Source organism: Calditrichota bacterium (assembly GCA_020637445.1).
Lineage (GTDB): Bacteria > Electryoneota > RPQS01 > RPQS01 > RPQS01 > JABWCQ01.
Genome location: JACJVZ010000001.1, coordinates 1,477,218 through 1,491,916 on the forward strand (window position 1 = coordinate 1,477,218; position 14,699 = coordinate 1,491,916).

At 55.3% G+C, this 14,699-nt stretch carries 11 protein-coding genes; all 11 read right to left on the reverse strand.

The annotated features are described in order from the left end of the window. Window positions 1-19: 19 nt before the first annotated feature. The 11 genes from H6507_06225 to mreC all read right to left on the reverse strand — a co-directional run bounded on the left by H6507_06225 (window position 20) and on the right by mreC (window position 14,693). Window positions 20-889: a ParB/RepB/Spo0J family partition protein gene (locus H6507_06225; protein MCB9368683.1), complete on the reverse strand. Its 870-nt coding sequence runs from the start codon at window positions 887-889 to the stop codon at window positions 20-22. Next, the gene (locus H6507_06230; GenBank protein MCB9368684.1) at window positions 886-1,677 is read right to left on the reverse strand and encodes a ParA family protein; all 792 of its coding nucleotides are present in this window, start codon (window positions 1,675-1,677) and stop codon (window positions 886-888) included. The genes H6507_06225 and H6507_06230 overlap by 4 nt, the downstream gene beginning before the upstream one ends. 44 nt (window positions 1,678-1,721) lie before the next feature. Continuing rightward, the gene (gene recG, locus H6507_06235; protein ID MCB9368685.1) at window positions 1,722-3,836 is read right to left on the reverse strand and encodes an ATP-dependent DNA helicase RecG; all 2,115 of its coding nucleotides are present in this window, start codon (window positions 3,834-3,836) and stop codon (window positions 1,722-1,724) included. 6 nt (window positions 3,837-3,842) lie between these two features. Continuing rightward, window positions 3,843-5,177: a DUF4139 domain-containing protein gene (locus H6507_06240; protein MCB9368686.1), complete on the reverse strand. Its 1,335-nt coding sequence runs from the start codon at window positions 5,175-5,177 to the stop codon at window positions 3,843-3,845. Window positions 5,178-5,376: 199 nt separating this feature from the next. Next, on the reverse strand, window positions 5,377-8,070 hold the full coding sequence (locus H6507_06245; protein ID MCB9368687.1) for a valine--tRNA ligase: 2,694 nt from the start codon (window positions 8,068-8,070) through the stop codon (window positions 5,377-5,379). 37 nt (window positions 8,071-8,107) lie between these two features. Next, window positions 8,108-8,806 carry a rhomboid family intramembrane serine protease gene (locus tag H6507_06250; GenBank protein ID MCB9368688.1) on the reverse strand — a complete coding sequence of 233 codons (699 nt, stop codon included), beginning with the start codon at window positions 8,804-8,806 and terminating at the stop codon, window positions 8,108-8,110. After that, window positions 8,803-10,335, reverse strand: a complete 1,533-nt coding sequence (locus H6507_06255; GenBank protein MCB9368689.1) for a M23 family metallopeptidase — start codon at window positions 10,333-10,335, stop codon at window positions 8,803-8,805. Before H6507_06255 ends, H6507_06250 begins: the two co-directional genes overlap by 4 nt. Continuing rightward, window positions 10,320-11,534: a rod shape-determining protein RodA gene (gene rodA, locus H6507_06260; GenBank protein ID MCB9368690.1), complete on the reverse strand. Its 1,215-nt coding sequence runs from the start codon at window positions 11,532-11,534 to the stop codon at window positions 10,320-10,322. Before rodA ends, H6507_06255 begins: the two co-directional genes overlap by 16 nt. Beyond that, window positions 11,531-13,381 carry a penicillin-binding protein 2 gene (mrdA, locus tag H6507_06265; GenBank protein MCB9368691.1) on the reverse strand — a complete coding sequence of 617 codons (1,851 nt, stop codon included), beginning with the start codon at window positions 13,379-13,381 and terminating at the stop codon, window positions 11,531-11,533. The genes rodA and mrdA overlap by 4 nt, the downstream gene beginning before the upstream one ends. Continuing rightward, entirely contained in the window at window positions 13,381-13,857 is a 477-nt protein-coding gene (mreD, locus tag H6507_06270) for a rod shape-determining protein MreD (GenBank protein MCB9368692.1), read from the reverse strand. Before mreD ends, mrdA begins: the two co-directional genes overlap by 1 nt. Then, entirely contained in the window at window positions 13,854-14,693 is an 840-nt protein-coding gene (gene mreC / locus H6507_06275) for a rod shape-determining protein MreC (GenBank protein ID MCB9368693.1), read from the reverse strand. The genes mreD and mreC overlap by 4 nt, the downstream gene beginning before the upstream one ends. Between the last annotated feature and the right edge of the window lie 6 nt (window positions 14,694-14,699).

The window sequence follows — 14,699 nt, forward strand, 5'->3', positions numbered from 1 at the left end:
GGGAAGAGAGTTGTAAGGGCTATTTGTCTACGATTTCGAGCAGGCGGTTCAAGTCATCCACGCTGTAATATGTAATTTCGATCACGCCACCGCGCCCTTTTGGCTTAATTTTTACACGCGTCGAGAGCTGTCTGCTCAGAGTATTCTCAACTTGAGCGAGAGCTTTTGCTTCGCGCGAATCTGAAATTGCCGACGAGGCCGTTTTGGATTTCGACGTCTTAGGTTTGCGGGTCAGCGCTTCGGCTTTGCGCACAGTAAGGTTTCCATCGACCAAGAAGCGCTCGAAGAGTTCGAGCTGTTCGCCTTCATCGACGACTGAAAGCAGGGCGCGGGCGTGGCCCATCGTTAGCTTGCCTTCGGAGAGAGCGTGCTGAATACGCGGCGGAAGTTTGAGCAGTCTGACAAGATTGGCGACGTGCGCGCGGCTCATGCCCATTTTTTCGGCAACGGCTTCTTGCGTCAGCGCATATTGCTGCTGCAGCTTGACAATCGCGGTGGCCAGTTCGATGGGAGTGAGATCTTCCCGATGAACATTTTCCAGAATCGCGAGTTCGAGCATTTCTTCGGAACTCTCGACGACACGAACTTGCGCGGGAATCGTCTTCAAACCTGCGGCGCGAGTGGCACGCAAGCGTCGCTCGCCTAAGATCAATTGATAGCGAGTCCCGGAAGGCCTGACGACGACGGGCTGCAGAAGCCCCTGTTTCAGAATCGAATTCTTGAGTTCGTCGATCGCATCATCATTAAAAATCTGGCGCGGCTGAAAGGGGTTGGGATCGATGAGGTCGACGGCAATTTGCGTAACCTCTTGCGCCGACGCGGAAGAAGTGACTTCCTCGTCGGAGATAAGCGCTCGCAATCCTTTACCTAAAGCCTTGTGAGATTTCATGCAACAGCCTCGCGGGGCGGAAGTTCTTGGTGACTTAGAAACTCGACCGTGAACTCGCGGTAGTTTTGCGCACCGCGGCTTTGCGGGTCGTACGTATAGACCGTTTGACCGAAGCTGGGGGCTTCGGAGAGGCGGACATTGCGGAGGATCATGGTTTTGTAGACGCGCTCTTCGAAGACTCCGGTGATTTCATCGGCCACTTGCTTGGTTAAGTTAAGGCGTCCGTCGTACATCGTCAAGAGTATGCCTTCAATTTCGAGCGTCGTATTTAGATGTCGCTTGACCAAGTTGACGGACTTCATTAACTGCGCAAGCCCTTCGAGCGCGTAGTACTCGCACTGCATGGGGACAAGAATAGTGTTCGCCGCGGCCATAGCATTGAGAGTAAGCAGCCCAAGCGACGGCGGAGTGTCAAGGACAACGAACTGAAATTTGTCTTCCAAGTCAACAAGCGCCTCGGCGAGGATACGTTCGCGGGCGAGCTTTGACACGAGTTCGATCTCCGCGCCGTGAAGTCTTGAGTCCGCGGGAAGAAGACTTAGGCCGGAGACATTCGTGGAATGAATGGCTTCGGCGGCTTTCATCTCGTTGATTAGGACGTCATAGACGCCGTTTTGGTTTTCGGCGGGAGTGACTCCGAGGCCCGCGGTCGCGTTGCCTTGCGGATCGAGATCGATCAGGAGTGTGGGGTATCCTTCAAGCGCCATGCCCGCGGCGAGGTGAACGGCCGTCGTGGTCTTCCCCACTCCGCCTTTTTGATTGGCGATGGCGATGGTTTTGGTTTGCATATTTCTGACAACTCCTCCGTTTGGGTTGGAGTAAAAAAACTTGTTTAGCCTCCGGCGAGCAAGCCGAGTTTCGGTAGATGCGACTCGCGGAATTTTTCGCGCAACGTGGGATAGTCGCGCAGCTCGGGATCATTTTCGACCATCGAGAAGGCGCGCTCACGGGCAAAATTCAGGAGCGGTTCGTCGCGCTCGGGAATATAGTGGCGAAGTTCGGCGTCGCCGGATTGTTTGGTGCCGAAGAGTTCGCCGGCTCCGCGCAGTTGGAAATCGAGTTCGGCGATTTCGAAGCCGTCGTTCGTGGATTGAATCGCATCGAGTCGCGCTTTCGCTTCTTCAGTCAACTTGGGACCGGGAAGCAAAATGAAAACGGACTTTTGACCTTTGCGGCCGATGCGGCCGCGCAATTGATGCAGCGCCGCGAGTCCCAAGCGCTCGGGATTTTCGATGACCATGACGGATGCATCTGGGACATCGACGCCGACTTCGACCACGGGAGTCGCGACGAGAATCGGGGTTACGCCATCGCGGAAGGCTTTGACGGCATTCTCTTTTTCTTCGGATTCCATGCGACCATGGACTAAGCCGACCTTGACGGATTTCAGAGCGCCGTTTGAGACTCTCTTGTGATAATCTACAGCGGCTTCGACTTGGACTTTGTCGGACTCTTCAACGAGCGGACAGATGATAAAGACGCGCTCGCCTTTTTGCGCCTGCTCGATCAGGTATTTGTAGACGCGTTCGCGGTCGGGTGCGTAGCGAATCGCCGTGGTGACGTCACGCGGACCGCCGGGAAGTTCTTTTAGCGTGGAGACGTCGAGATCTCCGAGTTCGGAGAGACGCAACGTGCGCGGGATTGGCGTCGCCGTCATGACCAGCAGATTCGGACGTTTGCCTTTGCTGGATAGCTGTGCACGCTGCTCGACGCCAAAGCGGTGCTGTTCGTCGATGACTAACAATCCTAACCGTGGAAACGTCAATTTCTCATTTAAGAGAGCGTGCGTGCCGACGACGATATCGACGGCGCCGCTGGCGATGGCGGAATAGACTTCACGCTTTTGCGCGACGGTTTGTTTGCCGCGCAATATGCGAATCGACAATCCGGCTGCTTGCGCGATCGGAGCGATAGTGCGCGCGTGCTGCTGCGCAAGAATTTCGGTCGGCGCCATGAAGGCTGTTTGAAAGCCTGCATCGGCTGACATCGCGGCGGCGAGCAGTGCGACCGTAGTTTTTCCTGCGCCGACTTCGCCATGCAAGAGTCGCTGCATAGGAATCGGACTTGTCAGGTCCTGCCGCACTTCGGTCAGGACTTCTTTTTGTCCGGTCGTCAGTGGAAACGGGAGCGCATCGAGCACTTTGCGAGTGATGGGACCGATATTGTCAAACGGGCCGACCCCGGGCAGAACTTTGTTGTAGTGTTTGCGCAGCGCGAAAAGTAATTGATGAAAGAGCAGCTCTTCGTAGCGCACGCGCCGCCAGGCTTTGGCGAGCAAGTCGGACGCATCGGGGAAATGGATTTGTTGAAGCGCGTCACCAAGCGGCAGCGCATCGGCTGTCGCGAGATCGGTCTCGGGCAAGTACTCAATTAGCTCATCGCGGACGAACGCGAGCGCTTCCTGTTGAATGCGTCGCATATTGCGCGACTCGAGTCCGACTTTTCGCAGATCGAGTGAAACGGGATAGAGCGCGACGATTTTGCCTGTATTGAACATGCGGCTCTCGTCGCCATCTTCACCGAGACGATCCACGGCGGGATGTGCGAACTCGCGCGTGCGGCGGTCGCTATGTTCGGCGCTCTCGTTCAGCTTGCCGCTTACCGCAACCATCTCGCCAACGACCAACTGCTTCTTCCAATATTGTGCACCAGCAAACCAGATACAACGCAGGACACCGGTTTCATCGGCTATCGTGGCTGTCAACATCACGCGGCCGGAGCGTATGCGTCTTTCGTTGACGGTCGTCACTGTTCCTACGATTGTGACTTCGTATTCCGTCGTAACGAGTTCAGATATCTTTTGTTGGCGTGAGCGGTCGAGATAGCGGCGCGGATAGTAGCGAATCAGTTCGCCGAGGCTCTTTATGCCGAGCTTTTCGAGCGCCTTGGTGCGAAACTCGCCGACTTGGCGAAGGGTGGCAACCGGTTCAGAGAGCAGTCCGGACACAAAATTCTACTTGTTGCGAATAGTGTAGGTCAGAACGACTTCCTGATCAGGATTGCACTGGGCATCGAACTCAAACTGGCGCGCATTGACTTTGCGCACTGGCAAACTTGACTTGGTGACTTCCCAATCACCCCAAGAATGTTCGACAACCACGACCGTGACCGTTTCCTTTTTGTGATTGCGAAGTTTAACTTGAATGTCCTGTTCGCTGACGCGGTCCGTGATCCGGCGGTAGTCCATTTGCGCACGCTCGACGGCGATATCGAAAGCGTTGCCGATGGTGACGCGAACTTTTTCGTCGCGTGGAGTATGGTCGATATTATCTTCGCCGATAAACTCTTGCGAACCGTCGGTGTCGTTTTGAAAAACTCGCACGCGGCCAGCGGGCAGCGGCATACCAAGATCGTTCACTTCCGAGTTTTGGAACTCGAGCGAGACGGATACCTTATCGCTGTTTTTCGAATAGTCGTACTCGTAGATGCGCTTGGTTTGCAAATTCGCATCGGGGAACAGGCTGACTTGCTTGGTTTGATTGTCGAGCACGTCGGTCGGGCGCTCGAGCGTATAGAGGTGATACTCGAAGAAGGACTTTTCGGAAAATTGCGCCCCGCCGTCCATCGCCATAGCTTCCATGCGCACCATTTTGTTATAAGACGGCGCAGGCGGCTGTGCGCGGTGCACTTCGCCAGCGATGAGTTTCAGTTTTGCATCTTTGTAGGAAGCGCCGGACGTGTTGTTCAAAGTCACCCACGCGGACAGGTCAGCTTTGTTGCTCTCGTCGATGACCAAAACGTAGTCAGCATTCCAACTCATGCCGCCGGTCAGGTAGGACACTTCGGCCTCTTGTTTTGCGCTTGACGGCGCGTTTACAAGCCAGCGCAGGGTTGGGCGAGTGATCAAGCCCTCAGGAAGTTTGGGATAGCGGATCTCTTGAATCGATTCAGTCAAGAGCGACCGCAGCGTGCCGTCGCTTGACTGCACGACGATGTTGCTGCCGGAGGATGTCAAGAGTTTTCCACTGACCAGATCGCCGTTTTCTACGATGACTTGAATGTCTTGATCGACGTATTTTTGCAGCAGTTTATCCGGCGAAACGAGATCGAAGTCAAAGTTTTGTTCGAGGAGAGTGACGCCATTTGACTTGAAGTGCACAGACGACTGATCGATCTGCGCGGCGACATCGCGAAAGAGAAGTTCGCTGTTGCCTTTGTTGAACTCCATTGCGCGGACGTCACGAACCAAAGCCAGATTTTGGTTGTAGACCGTGACTGAAACGCCGGGCTTGGCGAAGGCGGCGGCGGCGAGGAGAAGAATCGCTGTTATTAGTGTGATACTTTTCATGGCAGGGGTGTGCGGATAGAGCAAATTGAAAACGGGATTCCGGCGGGGAACCGCTACGCTAAATCCCCGCTCGGCGCCAATGTCGTATAAAATATGAAGGCGTGATAAAGCAGAGAGGTCCTTCACTGCGTTCAGGATGACGACACTTCTAGCTTCCTAAAGAGATTCGCGCAGAGAGGTTACGAACTCAGAGCAAGACTTACTCGGCGGCTTCGAGTTCTTCTAAGAAGCGGCGGATTTTTTGATGTGCGTGTTCGAGTTCCGAGAGTTTTTCACGTTCGGCCTCGACGATTTCAGGTTTGGCTCGTGAAACGAAGTTCTCGTTGGCGAGTTTGCTTTTCGTGCTGGACACGAGTTTCAGCAGACGTTCATCTTCTTTTCCGAGTCGCGCACGCTCGGCGGCGACGTCAATCAAGCCGTGTAAGGGGACGTAGACTTCGATGCCTTGGACGATGGCGGACGCGCTGCCTTTGGGGCGGTGGCGATCCGTTTCGAACTCAGATAGCCCAGCGAGGCGAATCACGAAATCCGCCAACGATTCCCACTCTTTGGAGAGCTTGTCGTGATCCGAGCGAATACCGGCCGGAATTCGCGACGACGGGGGTATGCGGAGTTCGCCGCGAATATTGCGAATCGCCGTGACGACGTCCTCGAGTTTCGAAAACTGTGCTTCTACGTTTCGGTCGACGAGTGATTTTTGGAAGGTCGGGAATTCGGCCTGCATAATGCTCGCATGGCGGCGGTTGGCCGGCCAACTCGAGGCGGATAGTTTGCTAAGAGAATGATACAACTCTTCGGTAACAAACGGCATGAACGGATGCAACAATCGAACGATGCCGTGCAGAATCGAGAATGCGTGGCGGAGCGCATCATTACGTTCGTCCGCCCCGCCCTGCAAGCGGACTTTGATCAGTTCGAGATACCAGTCACAGAAATCATTCCAAACAAAGGCGTAGGCACGTTTGGCGGCATCGGCGAACCGAAACTCCGCGAGCGCACGGTCGACGTCCTGCACGCAGGTGAAGAAAGCCGACGTTATCCAACGATCGATGAGATTCTCGGGAGCGTTGGGGAGCACTTCAACGGGATCGAAGGGGAAGGTCTCGCCTTCGTCGGGAATGTTCATCAACAGAAAACGCGTCGCATTCCAGAGTTTGTTGGCGAAATTGCGACCATGCTCACACATATCACTGCCGAACCGGATATCGCCGCCGCGAGGAGTTTGCGAAATAATCGTAAAGCGCAACGCGTCGGCTCCGTAGGTATCGATAACTTCGATAGGATCCGGAGAATTGCCGAGCGATTTCGACATCTTGCGGCCTTGCAAGTCGCGCACGACACCCGTGAAGTAAACGTCTTGATAGGGCGACACACCGAAGACTTCTTCGGAAGCGATAATCATGCGGGCGACCCAGAGGAAGATGATATCGGGCGCCGTAACCAAAGTCGTGCTGGGGAAGAAGTGCGCAAGGTCCTCCGTTTGATCCGGCCAACCTAACGTGGAAAACGGCCAGAGCCATGACGAGAACCACGTGTCCACCACATCGGGGTCTTGCTCGAGCGTCAGTCCCGCGTACTTCGGATTGTTTGAAGGATCCTCAACGGAGCAAATGACTTCTCCGGTTTCTTTGACCGTCCAGAGCGGAATGCGGTGCCCCCACCAAATTTGACGGGAGATGCACCAGTCGCGAACATTTTCGAGCCAATGGAAGTACGTTTTCTCCCAATGTTCAGGATGAAATCTGACGCGGCCTTCGCGGACAGCGGCGATCGCGGGCGCGGCGAGTTCTTTCATACGCACGAACCACTGTTCGGAGAGCAGAGGCTCGATGACGGTGCCAGTACGCTCGTTGTGTCCGACGCTGTGAGTGTAGGGCTCGATCTTCTCCATGAAGCCTTGCTCTTCCAAGGCCGCGACGACCTGTTTACGAGCATCCTTACGATCGAGTCCGCGGAATTTTTCGGGTGTGAGATCCGTCATCGTACCGTCGGGACCGATAACAATCAGAAAATCGAGACCGTGACGCATACCGATTTCAAAGTCATTGGGATCGTGCGCAGGAGTGACTTTGACGCAGCCCGTGCCGAATTCGCGGTCAACATATTCGTCCGGAACGATCTTAATTTTGCGGCCGGTGAGCGGAAGATCGACGGTTTTGCCATGAAGATGTTTGTAGCGCTCGTCTTCAGGGTGAACGGCAACAGCCGTGTCACCGAGCATGGTTTCGGGGCGCGTGGTGGCGACAATCAGATAGCCGCTTCCGTCGGAGAGGGGATATTTGATGTGCCAGAGATTCGAAGAAACGTTGCGGTATTCAACCTGTTCGTCGGAGAGAGCCGTGTGTTTTTCAGGATCCCAATTTACGATACGCTTGCCGCGGTAGATCAGCCCTTTGTCATATAGACGAACAAAAATTTCGGCAACGGCACGGGAAAGATCGGGGTCGAGAGTAAAGCGGGTGCGGCTCCAATCGCAGCTTGCACCGATCTTGCGAAGCTGTTTCAGGATAATGCCGCCGTAGTTCTCGCGCCACTCCCAAATTTTCTCGACGAGTTTTTCACGACCGAGATCATGACGCGTGACGCCTTGTGTGGCGAGTTCGTTCTCGACCTTGATTTGCGTCGCGATGCCGGCGTGATCGGTGCCGGGGAGCCAGAGCACGTCGTCGCCGGACATTCGCCGCCAGCGAGCGAGCACATCTTGCAGCGAGTTATTCAGCACGTGGCCGAGAGTCAGCATACCCGTCACGTTCGGCGGCGGCATCATGATGACGTAGGGCTTGTGTCCCTTGCGAATTTGCGCGCGGAAGTAGCCTTTTTGATCCCACGTTTCGTAGATGCGTGTTTCAACGCTTGTGGGAGAATATGCTTTGTCGAGTTCTATTTTAGGCATCGAGAGAATAACGTTCGGACTGAAGAGTTTCGATTTGCTAACGGGAATAGGCGCGTGACAGCGTAGGTTTTTGCGGTCTTACGCCCGCGATAAATATCATGATGATTCCGGCGACGAAACCGCCGATATGAGCGAGCCACGCGACGCCGCCGCCTTCACGGCCCATATCTCCGGCGAAGCTGGAGAGCTGCATGAAGAACCAGATGCCGAGCATGAGAATCGCGGGAACTCTAATGAAGCGGACGATCATAACGATCCAGACCAGCACAACGACGCGAGCTTTGGGGTAAGCGAGCATGTAGGCACCAAGCACGGCACTGATTGCTCCGCTTGCACCGACCATAGGAATATTCGACGCCGGATCAAAGAGGATATGACTCAACGCGGCGACGAGACCTCCGATCAAATAGAAGAACAAGAATTTTACGGGGCCGAGTCTGTCTTCGATATTATTTCCGAAGATCCAGAGGTAGAGCATATTGCCGCCGAGGTGCATCAGTCCGCCGTGCATAAACATCGACGTGAAAAGCGTCAACCACGCCGCGGGAAAAGACGGGAGCTCATGCCAGCCCGCGTAGACTTCACTGGGAATCGCGCCCCATGCCATGATGAAGGCTTCTTGGGCTTCGGGAGGCTGAAACATTTGCATCAGGTAGACGACGACGTTTAACGCAATCAGCCCGATTGTGACATACGGGGTACGGGAAGTAGGATTTTCATCGCGAATCGGAATCATCTTACCGTTACCTTGACGTCCCAAGACTTTGTGAGGCCCGCGCGATTGGCCGCTTCGAACTCAACGCGATGCTCACCGGCCCGAAGTTTTGAGCGTGTCCAAATTGAGCCGCCATCTTCTTCGTACTCGTATTCAGGAATGGCGACCTCGCCGTCAACTTTGCAACGAACACTGCTGTCATCGATGGATGACTCGTCATCGGTTAGGGTGAACGTCAACTTGCCGCCACGACCGGAGAGAAGAAGTTTGGGCGGCGTCGCATCTTCGGCAATGCCGTATGTACCGCCGCGCAGAACATAGCAGGACATTGCAGACAAGTCCTCAGAGGGGATTCGCCACATTGCCGAGCGTTTGGCCGCGCCGCTTTTGCGATACCAGTATTTGCCGGGAACGAACGGTTCGCGCGCCGTCAACGTGAGTTTTCCGGGGAAGGCAAATTCGGCATTGTTCAATTGACATTCGCCTCCGACTGAACACAACCGCGACCAACTCAGGGCGGTTTCGCTGCCTGCGAGTTCATAGCCGATTGACGCGCAGTCATCCGCGGTGCGGGCAGCGAGTCTATCCGATCCGGATTCGACAGGCAGTCTGACAGACGTCGTGTTGCCGTTGCGGTCTTCTACTTCGATACGGACGACGCCGACAAAATTTTCGAGCCAGCCCGCCGGAAGTTTGCCGTTCATGCGCACTTGCTCAGTGGGCCATTTAAACAGACGGCGGACATCGCGGTCATTGTCTTTGAATTCCCGGAAGACGAGCTTCTCATAGATATTTTGATCGGCGAGCAAGTCGATTTCCGCGGAGCGGTCTTCAAAGATCAGGTGTTCATTCGCATAAACTCGGATCGCTTTGGGCACGGCATTGCGGCCCCACGGTCCGGGATCGTAAGTACGGATCAAAAAGGCAACGGGCTCGGTGGATTGAATCCGCGGCGACGCACTCAGGGCCAGCGCATTTCCGGACGACGACGGGATATCCTCCGACAAACGGACATAACTCACGGCGACGATGACGGGGTCATCGTGATCCTTGGGAGCATAGAAACTCAGAGGATCGATTTGTACGGCTCCGCTGCGAATTTCGAAATGCAGGTGCGCGGGTCCGCGGCCGCTCGATCCGGTGTAGCAAAGGACGTCGCCAGCTTTGTAATGCAGTGCTTTTGTGCTGTCCTTAAAAGAGAAATCGACTCTATAGGTGCCGCTGACCAATTGGCTGTCGCGAACGAGCTCTTGAAGTTCCGGTTCGTAGCGGCTCAGATGTCCGAAGACGGCGGTGTTTCCATCGTCCAAGCGAAAATAGAGCGCTCTCCCGTAGCCGCCGGGATTTACATTGACACGTTCGACCCAACCGTCAGTGGGTGCAATGACCTTCAAAGGAGTTCGCGCGCGGAGATCGGCTCCGCCGTGGAAATGATCCCACCGGCTGTCGGCGAACCCTCCGGTCAACGTGCGGGAGTCAGGCAAGGGCCACAGGTAGCCTGAGGCCATTGCCAAATTCGCGAGCATGAGAAAGATCAGTATTCGCGCCACCGGAGAGCCGCGCTGAAGAGAAGACCAATCATCGCAAGAGTGACCAGCATCGAGCTTCCGCCGTAGCTAACCAGCGGCAGGGGTAATCCCGTGACGGGCAAGAACCCGACGGTCATCAGGAGATTTGTCAAGGCTTGAAAGATAACCGTTCCGACGACGCCGATGGCAATCAGCGAATGAAAGGGTGAATGACACTTGGAAGCGATGTTCACACCGCGATAGTAGAAAATAAAGAAAGCTAAAACGACGGCCAGCGCACCGATAAATCCCCACTCTTCGGCGAAGGCCGAGAAGATGAAGTCATTGTGTCCCTCGGGGAGAAACTGCAATTGAGTTTGTGTGCCGTTTAGAAACCCTTTACCGGTCACGCCGCCGGAACCGACGGCGATTTTCGATTGAATCAACTGGTAGGCCGCACCGAGCGGGTCGGACTCGGGATCGAGAAAGGTTGTGATTCTTCTTTGTTGGTGGGGCTCAAGTTTGGCCCAGAGTTTCGGAGTCAGAATGCCGAAGAAGAGATAGAGGCCGGAAAGCGCCGCCACCCACGGCAATTTGCGAATCGAAAGGAACGCAATGAGTGTGAAGACTAAGAGCAGGCCAATGTGCAGCGGAGTGCTCCAGACCGTGAGCACGGCAACGACCGGCATAATCATCAAGAGCAAATACTGCGGGGCAACTCCGGCCCACGCGGTCATGACGAAGAGCATGACCGGAAAAATCAACGCCGTTCCGAGATCAGGCTGAATCAGAATCAGGCCCATCGGCAGAATCGCCACCGCGCAAGCGGCGATGAAGAGCCACAGTTTGTCAAGATTCCGCTGATTTTCAGCGAGCAGCCTCGCCATCGCAATCAGAGCCGCAACTTTGGCGAACTCGGAAGGTTGTAATTGAACCCCTCCAATATCAAACCAACTGGTCGCGCCTTTGTGGGTTGCGCCGACCGCGAGCACGAGCACGAGACTTGTGACAGACAACCCGTAAAAGATGTAGGCTGCCATCTCGAAGAAACGCAATGGAATCGAGAGGATGGCAATAGTAATCGCGGAACCTATACCGATCCAAAAGAGCTGCCTTTGAAAGTGATAGAGCCCGGAGCCATCGGCATGACTCGTCGAGAAATTGGAAAGCAATCCAATTCCTAACAGGGTCAAGATGGCCAGCACGAGCCAAAGATCGGCAAATCTGCCGCGCCCGATCATGGGTTCATGACTCCAGCTATCGAGCTGTCTTTTGGCGACGCAGGCTCTTCCTGCTCATCTTCAGGGGTTTTGTCCTCGTAGAGTTCAGGATAGAGCTCGTGGCGAATCAAAGAGCGCAAGACTTCACCAGCAACGGGAGCACCTGCACCGGAACCGCTTTTGCCGAATTCAATGAGAGCACAGCACGAATACATCGGGTCGTCGATGGGACCGTAGCAAATAAACCAACCGTGGTCATCGCCATGCGCATTTTGCGCCGTGCCGGTTTTGCCCGCGATTTTGCAGCTATCGTCCTGCTGCCTGCGTGCCGTGCCGGACGCACCCCAGACAACTTGTTCCATACCTTGCTGCGCATATCTGATAATGTCCACAGGAACATCGCAGGGTTTGGGATCAACGGGCTGCCGTTTTTTCAAAGTGTGGGTCGAAGGATCATAAATGCCATCGACAAAGAAGGGCTGTTTCCAAACTCCGTCAGACGCAATGGCCGCAGCGAACGCACAAAGCTGGAGCGGCGTCGCGAGCATCTCGCCTTGACCGATGGAGACTGAGACCAAGAAACCGGTGGACCAACCGTTTGAGCCGTAACGTTTATCGTAGTACTCTTTGGACGGGACAAGTCCCGCGGCTTCGCTGGTTTGATCGACACCGGTGGCGGAACCAAGATGAAAGCGAGTGAACGCGCGGTTAATTCCGTCGACTCCGAGCAACAATCCAAGTTTGTAATAGAACACGTCGCAGCTTTGGGCCAGGGACTGAACGCAGTCGACGTGACCGTGTCCCCCCTTTTTCCAGCACTTGAAGGTACGGTTGCCGTAGGTAAAACTGCCGGGACAGCTAACACTCCATGACGGGGTGATCACTCCGCTGGCCAAGCCTTCAATCAGCATCGCGGGTTTGATGGTCGAACCGGGCGGATACATCGTTTGTACTGCGCGGTTGAGCATCGGCTTGTCAGGATCGTTCAGGAGCGCGCGCCAATCCGACGAAGAAATCGATCCGGCAAAAACATCCGGATTGTAGGTTGGCGAGCTGGCCATGACGGCGATGCCGCCGGTGCGAACATCCATGGCGACGACGGCACCGATTTTCCCGACCATGAGCGACTCGGCAAGAAGTTGGGCGTCGCGGTCAATCGTAGTCCAGAGTTCGAGTCCGGGAATGGGCTCGATACGTCCCAAGGGGGTTTCCGATTCGACTTCTTGTCCGTGCACATCGACGACAGAGAGTCTGCTGCCTTTTTCGCCGCGGAGATCTTTGTCGTAAATACGTTCAAGGCCGCGTTTGCCGACGAGATCTCCGGAGACGAGGCCGGGGAATTTTGCCAGTTCGTCGTCGGAGACTTCAGCGACATATCCGATGGCATGCGGAGCATGCCCTCCGGGATAGAAGCGTTTGGGTTCGATTTCGAGATAGGCACCGGGGATCTTGTCGCGAGTTTCTTCGAATCTTGCGAGCAAGGTGTAAGGTAAATCGCGGCGCAACCGCTGAGGTCTGAAAGACGAGCGAAACGGCTTGAGCTGTTTGTCCCGGATTTCACTTGGGTTTTCTTCCAGCGCGTAACCGATTTTTCCGACGGCGACGCTGTCTTGGTAAAGATCGCGGGGAATGCCGTAGCAAGTGTAGGAAGGTCTGTTGCTGACGAGCAAACCTCCCCGGCGATCCCGGATCACGCCGCGAGGAGCGAGCATTTCGACAAAACGAATGCGGTTGTCTTCGGATTTGGCGCGGTACTCGGGCCCATCCATCACTTGCAATTGAACCAAGCGATAGACGAGCAAGACAAAGACGACAAACCCGACGCTGAGGAAGAGTCCGTCGCGCAGCATTTCATTTCTTTTGGTCATTACGCGGAGCCGTCGCGCTTATGCAGCGGAGACAGGAACCATAGTACGGCCAATCCCGTCGTCCACAGAGCGGAGGGAATTCCGCTCCAGAGCATGAGATTCAGGAAAGGAAGTTGGTTTGCGCGCGCGAGGACAAGCATACGCAAGAACTCAAGCACGAACGCGAAGAGCAGAACATAAGCCGTCCACGGCCACCAAAGCCTGAACGGCGCGTCTTTGGCGAGTTTTCCGGCAAAGAAACCAGTGATGCTGAAAGCAAGCGCCGACATACCCAAAGGTAGATTGCCAAGGGCGTCCACACCAAGTCCGAGCAGGAAACCGACCATGGTGCCCAACAGCGAGCCGGACTGCAAGCTGACATAGACGACGAACGGCAATAGAAATGACGGGCGCGCATTTCCGACCGTAATAAGCGGACCAACACCGGCCTGCAGAATCAGCAGGCTGAGCGCCGTGACGAGGATTTTTCCCGTCATTGCTGAGCCTCGACGGGAATATCATCTTTGCCGGCCAGCGAGTCGGGCCAGCCGGCATCAACTATTACGAAAACGTCTTCGACCGCTCGGAAATCGACGAAGGGCTGGACCTGCCAACTCTCTCCGTAAGTAGTGATATTCGACGGAGCATCATTGACGACACCAACGCGGAGTCCTTTGGGAAAAACGGAGCCTGCTCCGGAAGTTAGTACGAGGTCACCTGATTTGACATCGACACCTTGGGGAAGCCCGGTCAACGTGAATCGGTCGGGGCCGGACCAGCGGAGAATGCCGCGCATGCGCGTGCGCTCAAGCATGACGGCAACGCCGTAGCTGTTGCCGACAAGAGTTTGGATCAACGCTGTGTTGTTCGTGACTTCGACGGTTTTGCCGACGAGACCGAGTGGTGTGATGACGGCCGCATTTAGTTTGATTCCGGCGGAACTTCCTTGATCAATACGGAATTGTCCGCCGAGAGCGGGACCGACCGCGCTGACGACAGACGCCGAAACGGTCGTCAGGTTCTCGCGTTCGCGCATGTCCAGCATCGCACGCAACCGGAGATTTTCGACAAGGGCATCACGGAGCTTCGCGTTTTCTTTGCTTAGGGCAACAGCGTGCTGCTGCAAGATGTCGTAGTCAGTCCAGATGGAAAAGAGCCGGCGGACAAAATGCAGCGGCGAGACGGCATAGCTGACGACATCAGCCGCAGAGTCTTTTAACTCGCGGACACCGGGTTTGGGGCTGGTAAGCAGCAACACAAGCGAAATCGCGGAGCACGCGAGGAAGACCGTCCATTCGAGAGTGCCGCTTGCCTGACGGTAACGCGGAGGCATCTGGGC

Bases quoted from the DNA above. Each gene is read 5' to 3' on its own strand.
- H6507_06225 (MCB9368683.1), bottom strand. From the start codon at position 889: ATGAAATCTCACAAGGCTTTAGGTAAAGGATTGCGAGCGCTTATCTCC.
- H6507_06230 (MCB9368684.1), bottom strand. From the start codon at position 1,677: ATGCAAACCAAAACCATCGCCATCGCCAATCAAAAAGGCGGAGTGGGG.
- H6507_06240 (MCB9368686.1), bottom strand. From the start codon at position 5,177: ATGAAAAGTATCACACTAATAACAGCGATTCTTCTCCTCGCCGCCGCC.
- H6507_06245 (MCB9368687.1), bottom strand. From the start codon at position 8,070: ATGCCTAAAATAGAACTCGACAAAGCATATTCTCCCACAAGCGTTGAA.
- H6507_06250 (MCB9368688.1), bottom strand. From the start codon at position 8,806: ATGATTCCGATTCGCGATGAAAATCCTACTTCCCGTACCCCGTATGTC.
- rodA (MCB9368690.1), bottom strand. From the start codon at position 11,534: ATGATCGGGCGCGGCAGATTTGCCGATCTTTGGCTCGTGCTGGCCATC.
- mrdA (MCB9368691.1), bottom strand. From the start codon at position 13,381: ATGACCAAAAGAAATGAAATGCTGCGCGACGGACTCTTCCTCAGCGTC.
- mreD (MCB9368692.1), bottom strand. From the start codon at position 13,857: ATGACGGGAAAAATCCTCGTCACGGCGCTCAGCCTGCTGATTCTGCAG.
- mreC (MCB9368693.1), bottom strand. From the start codon at position 14,693: ATGCCTCCGCGTTACCGTCAGGCAAGCGGCACTCTCGAATGGACGGTC.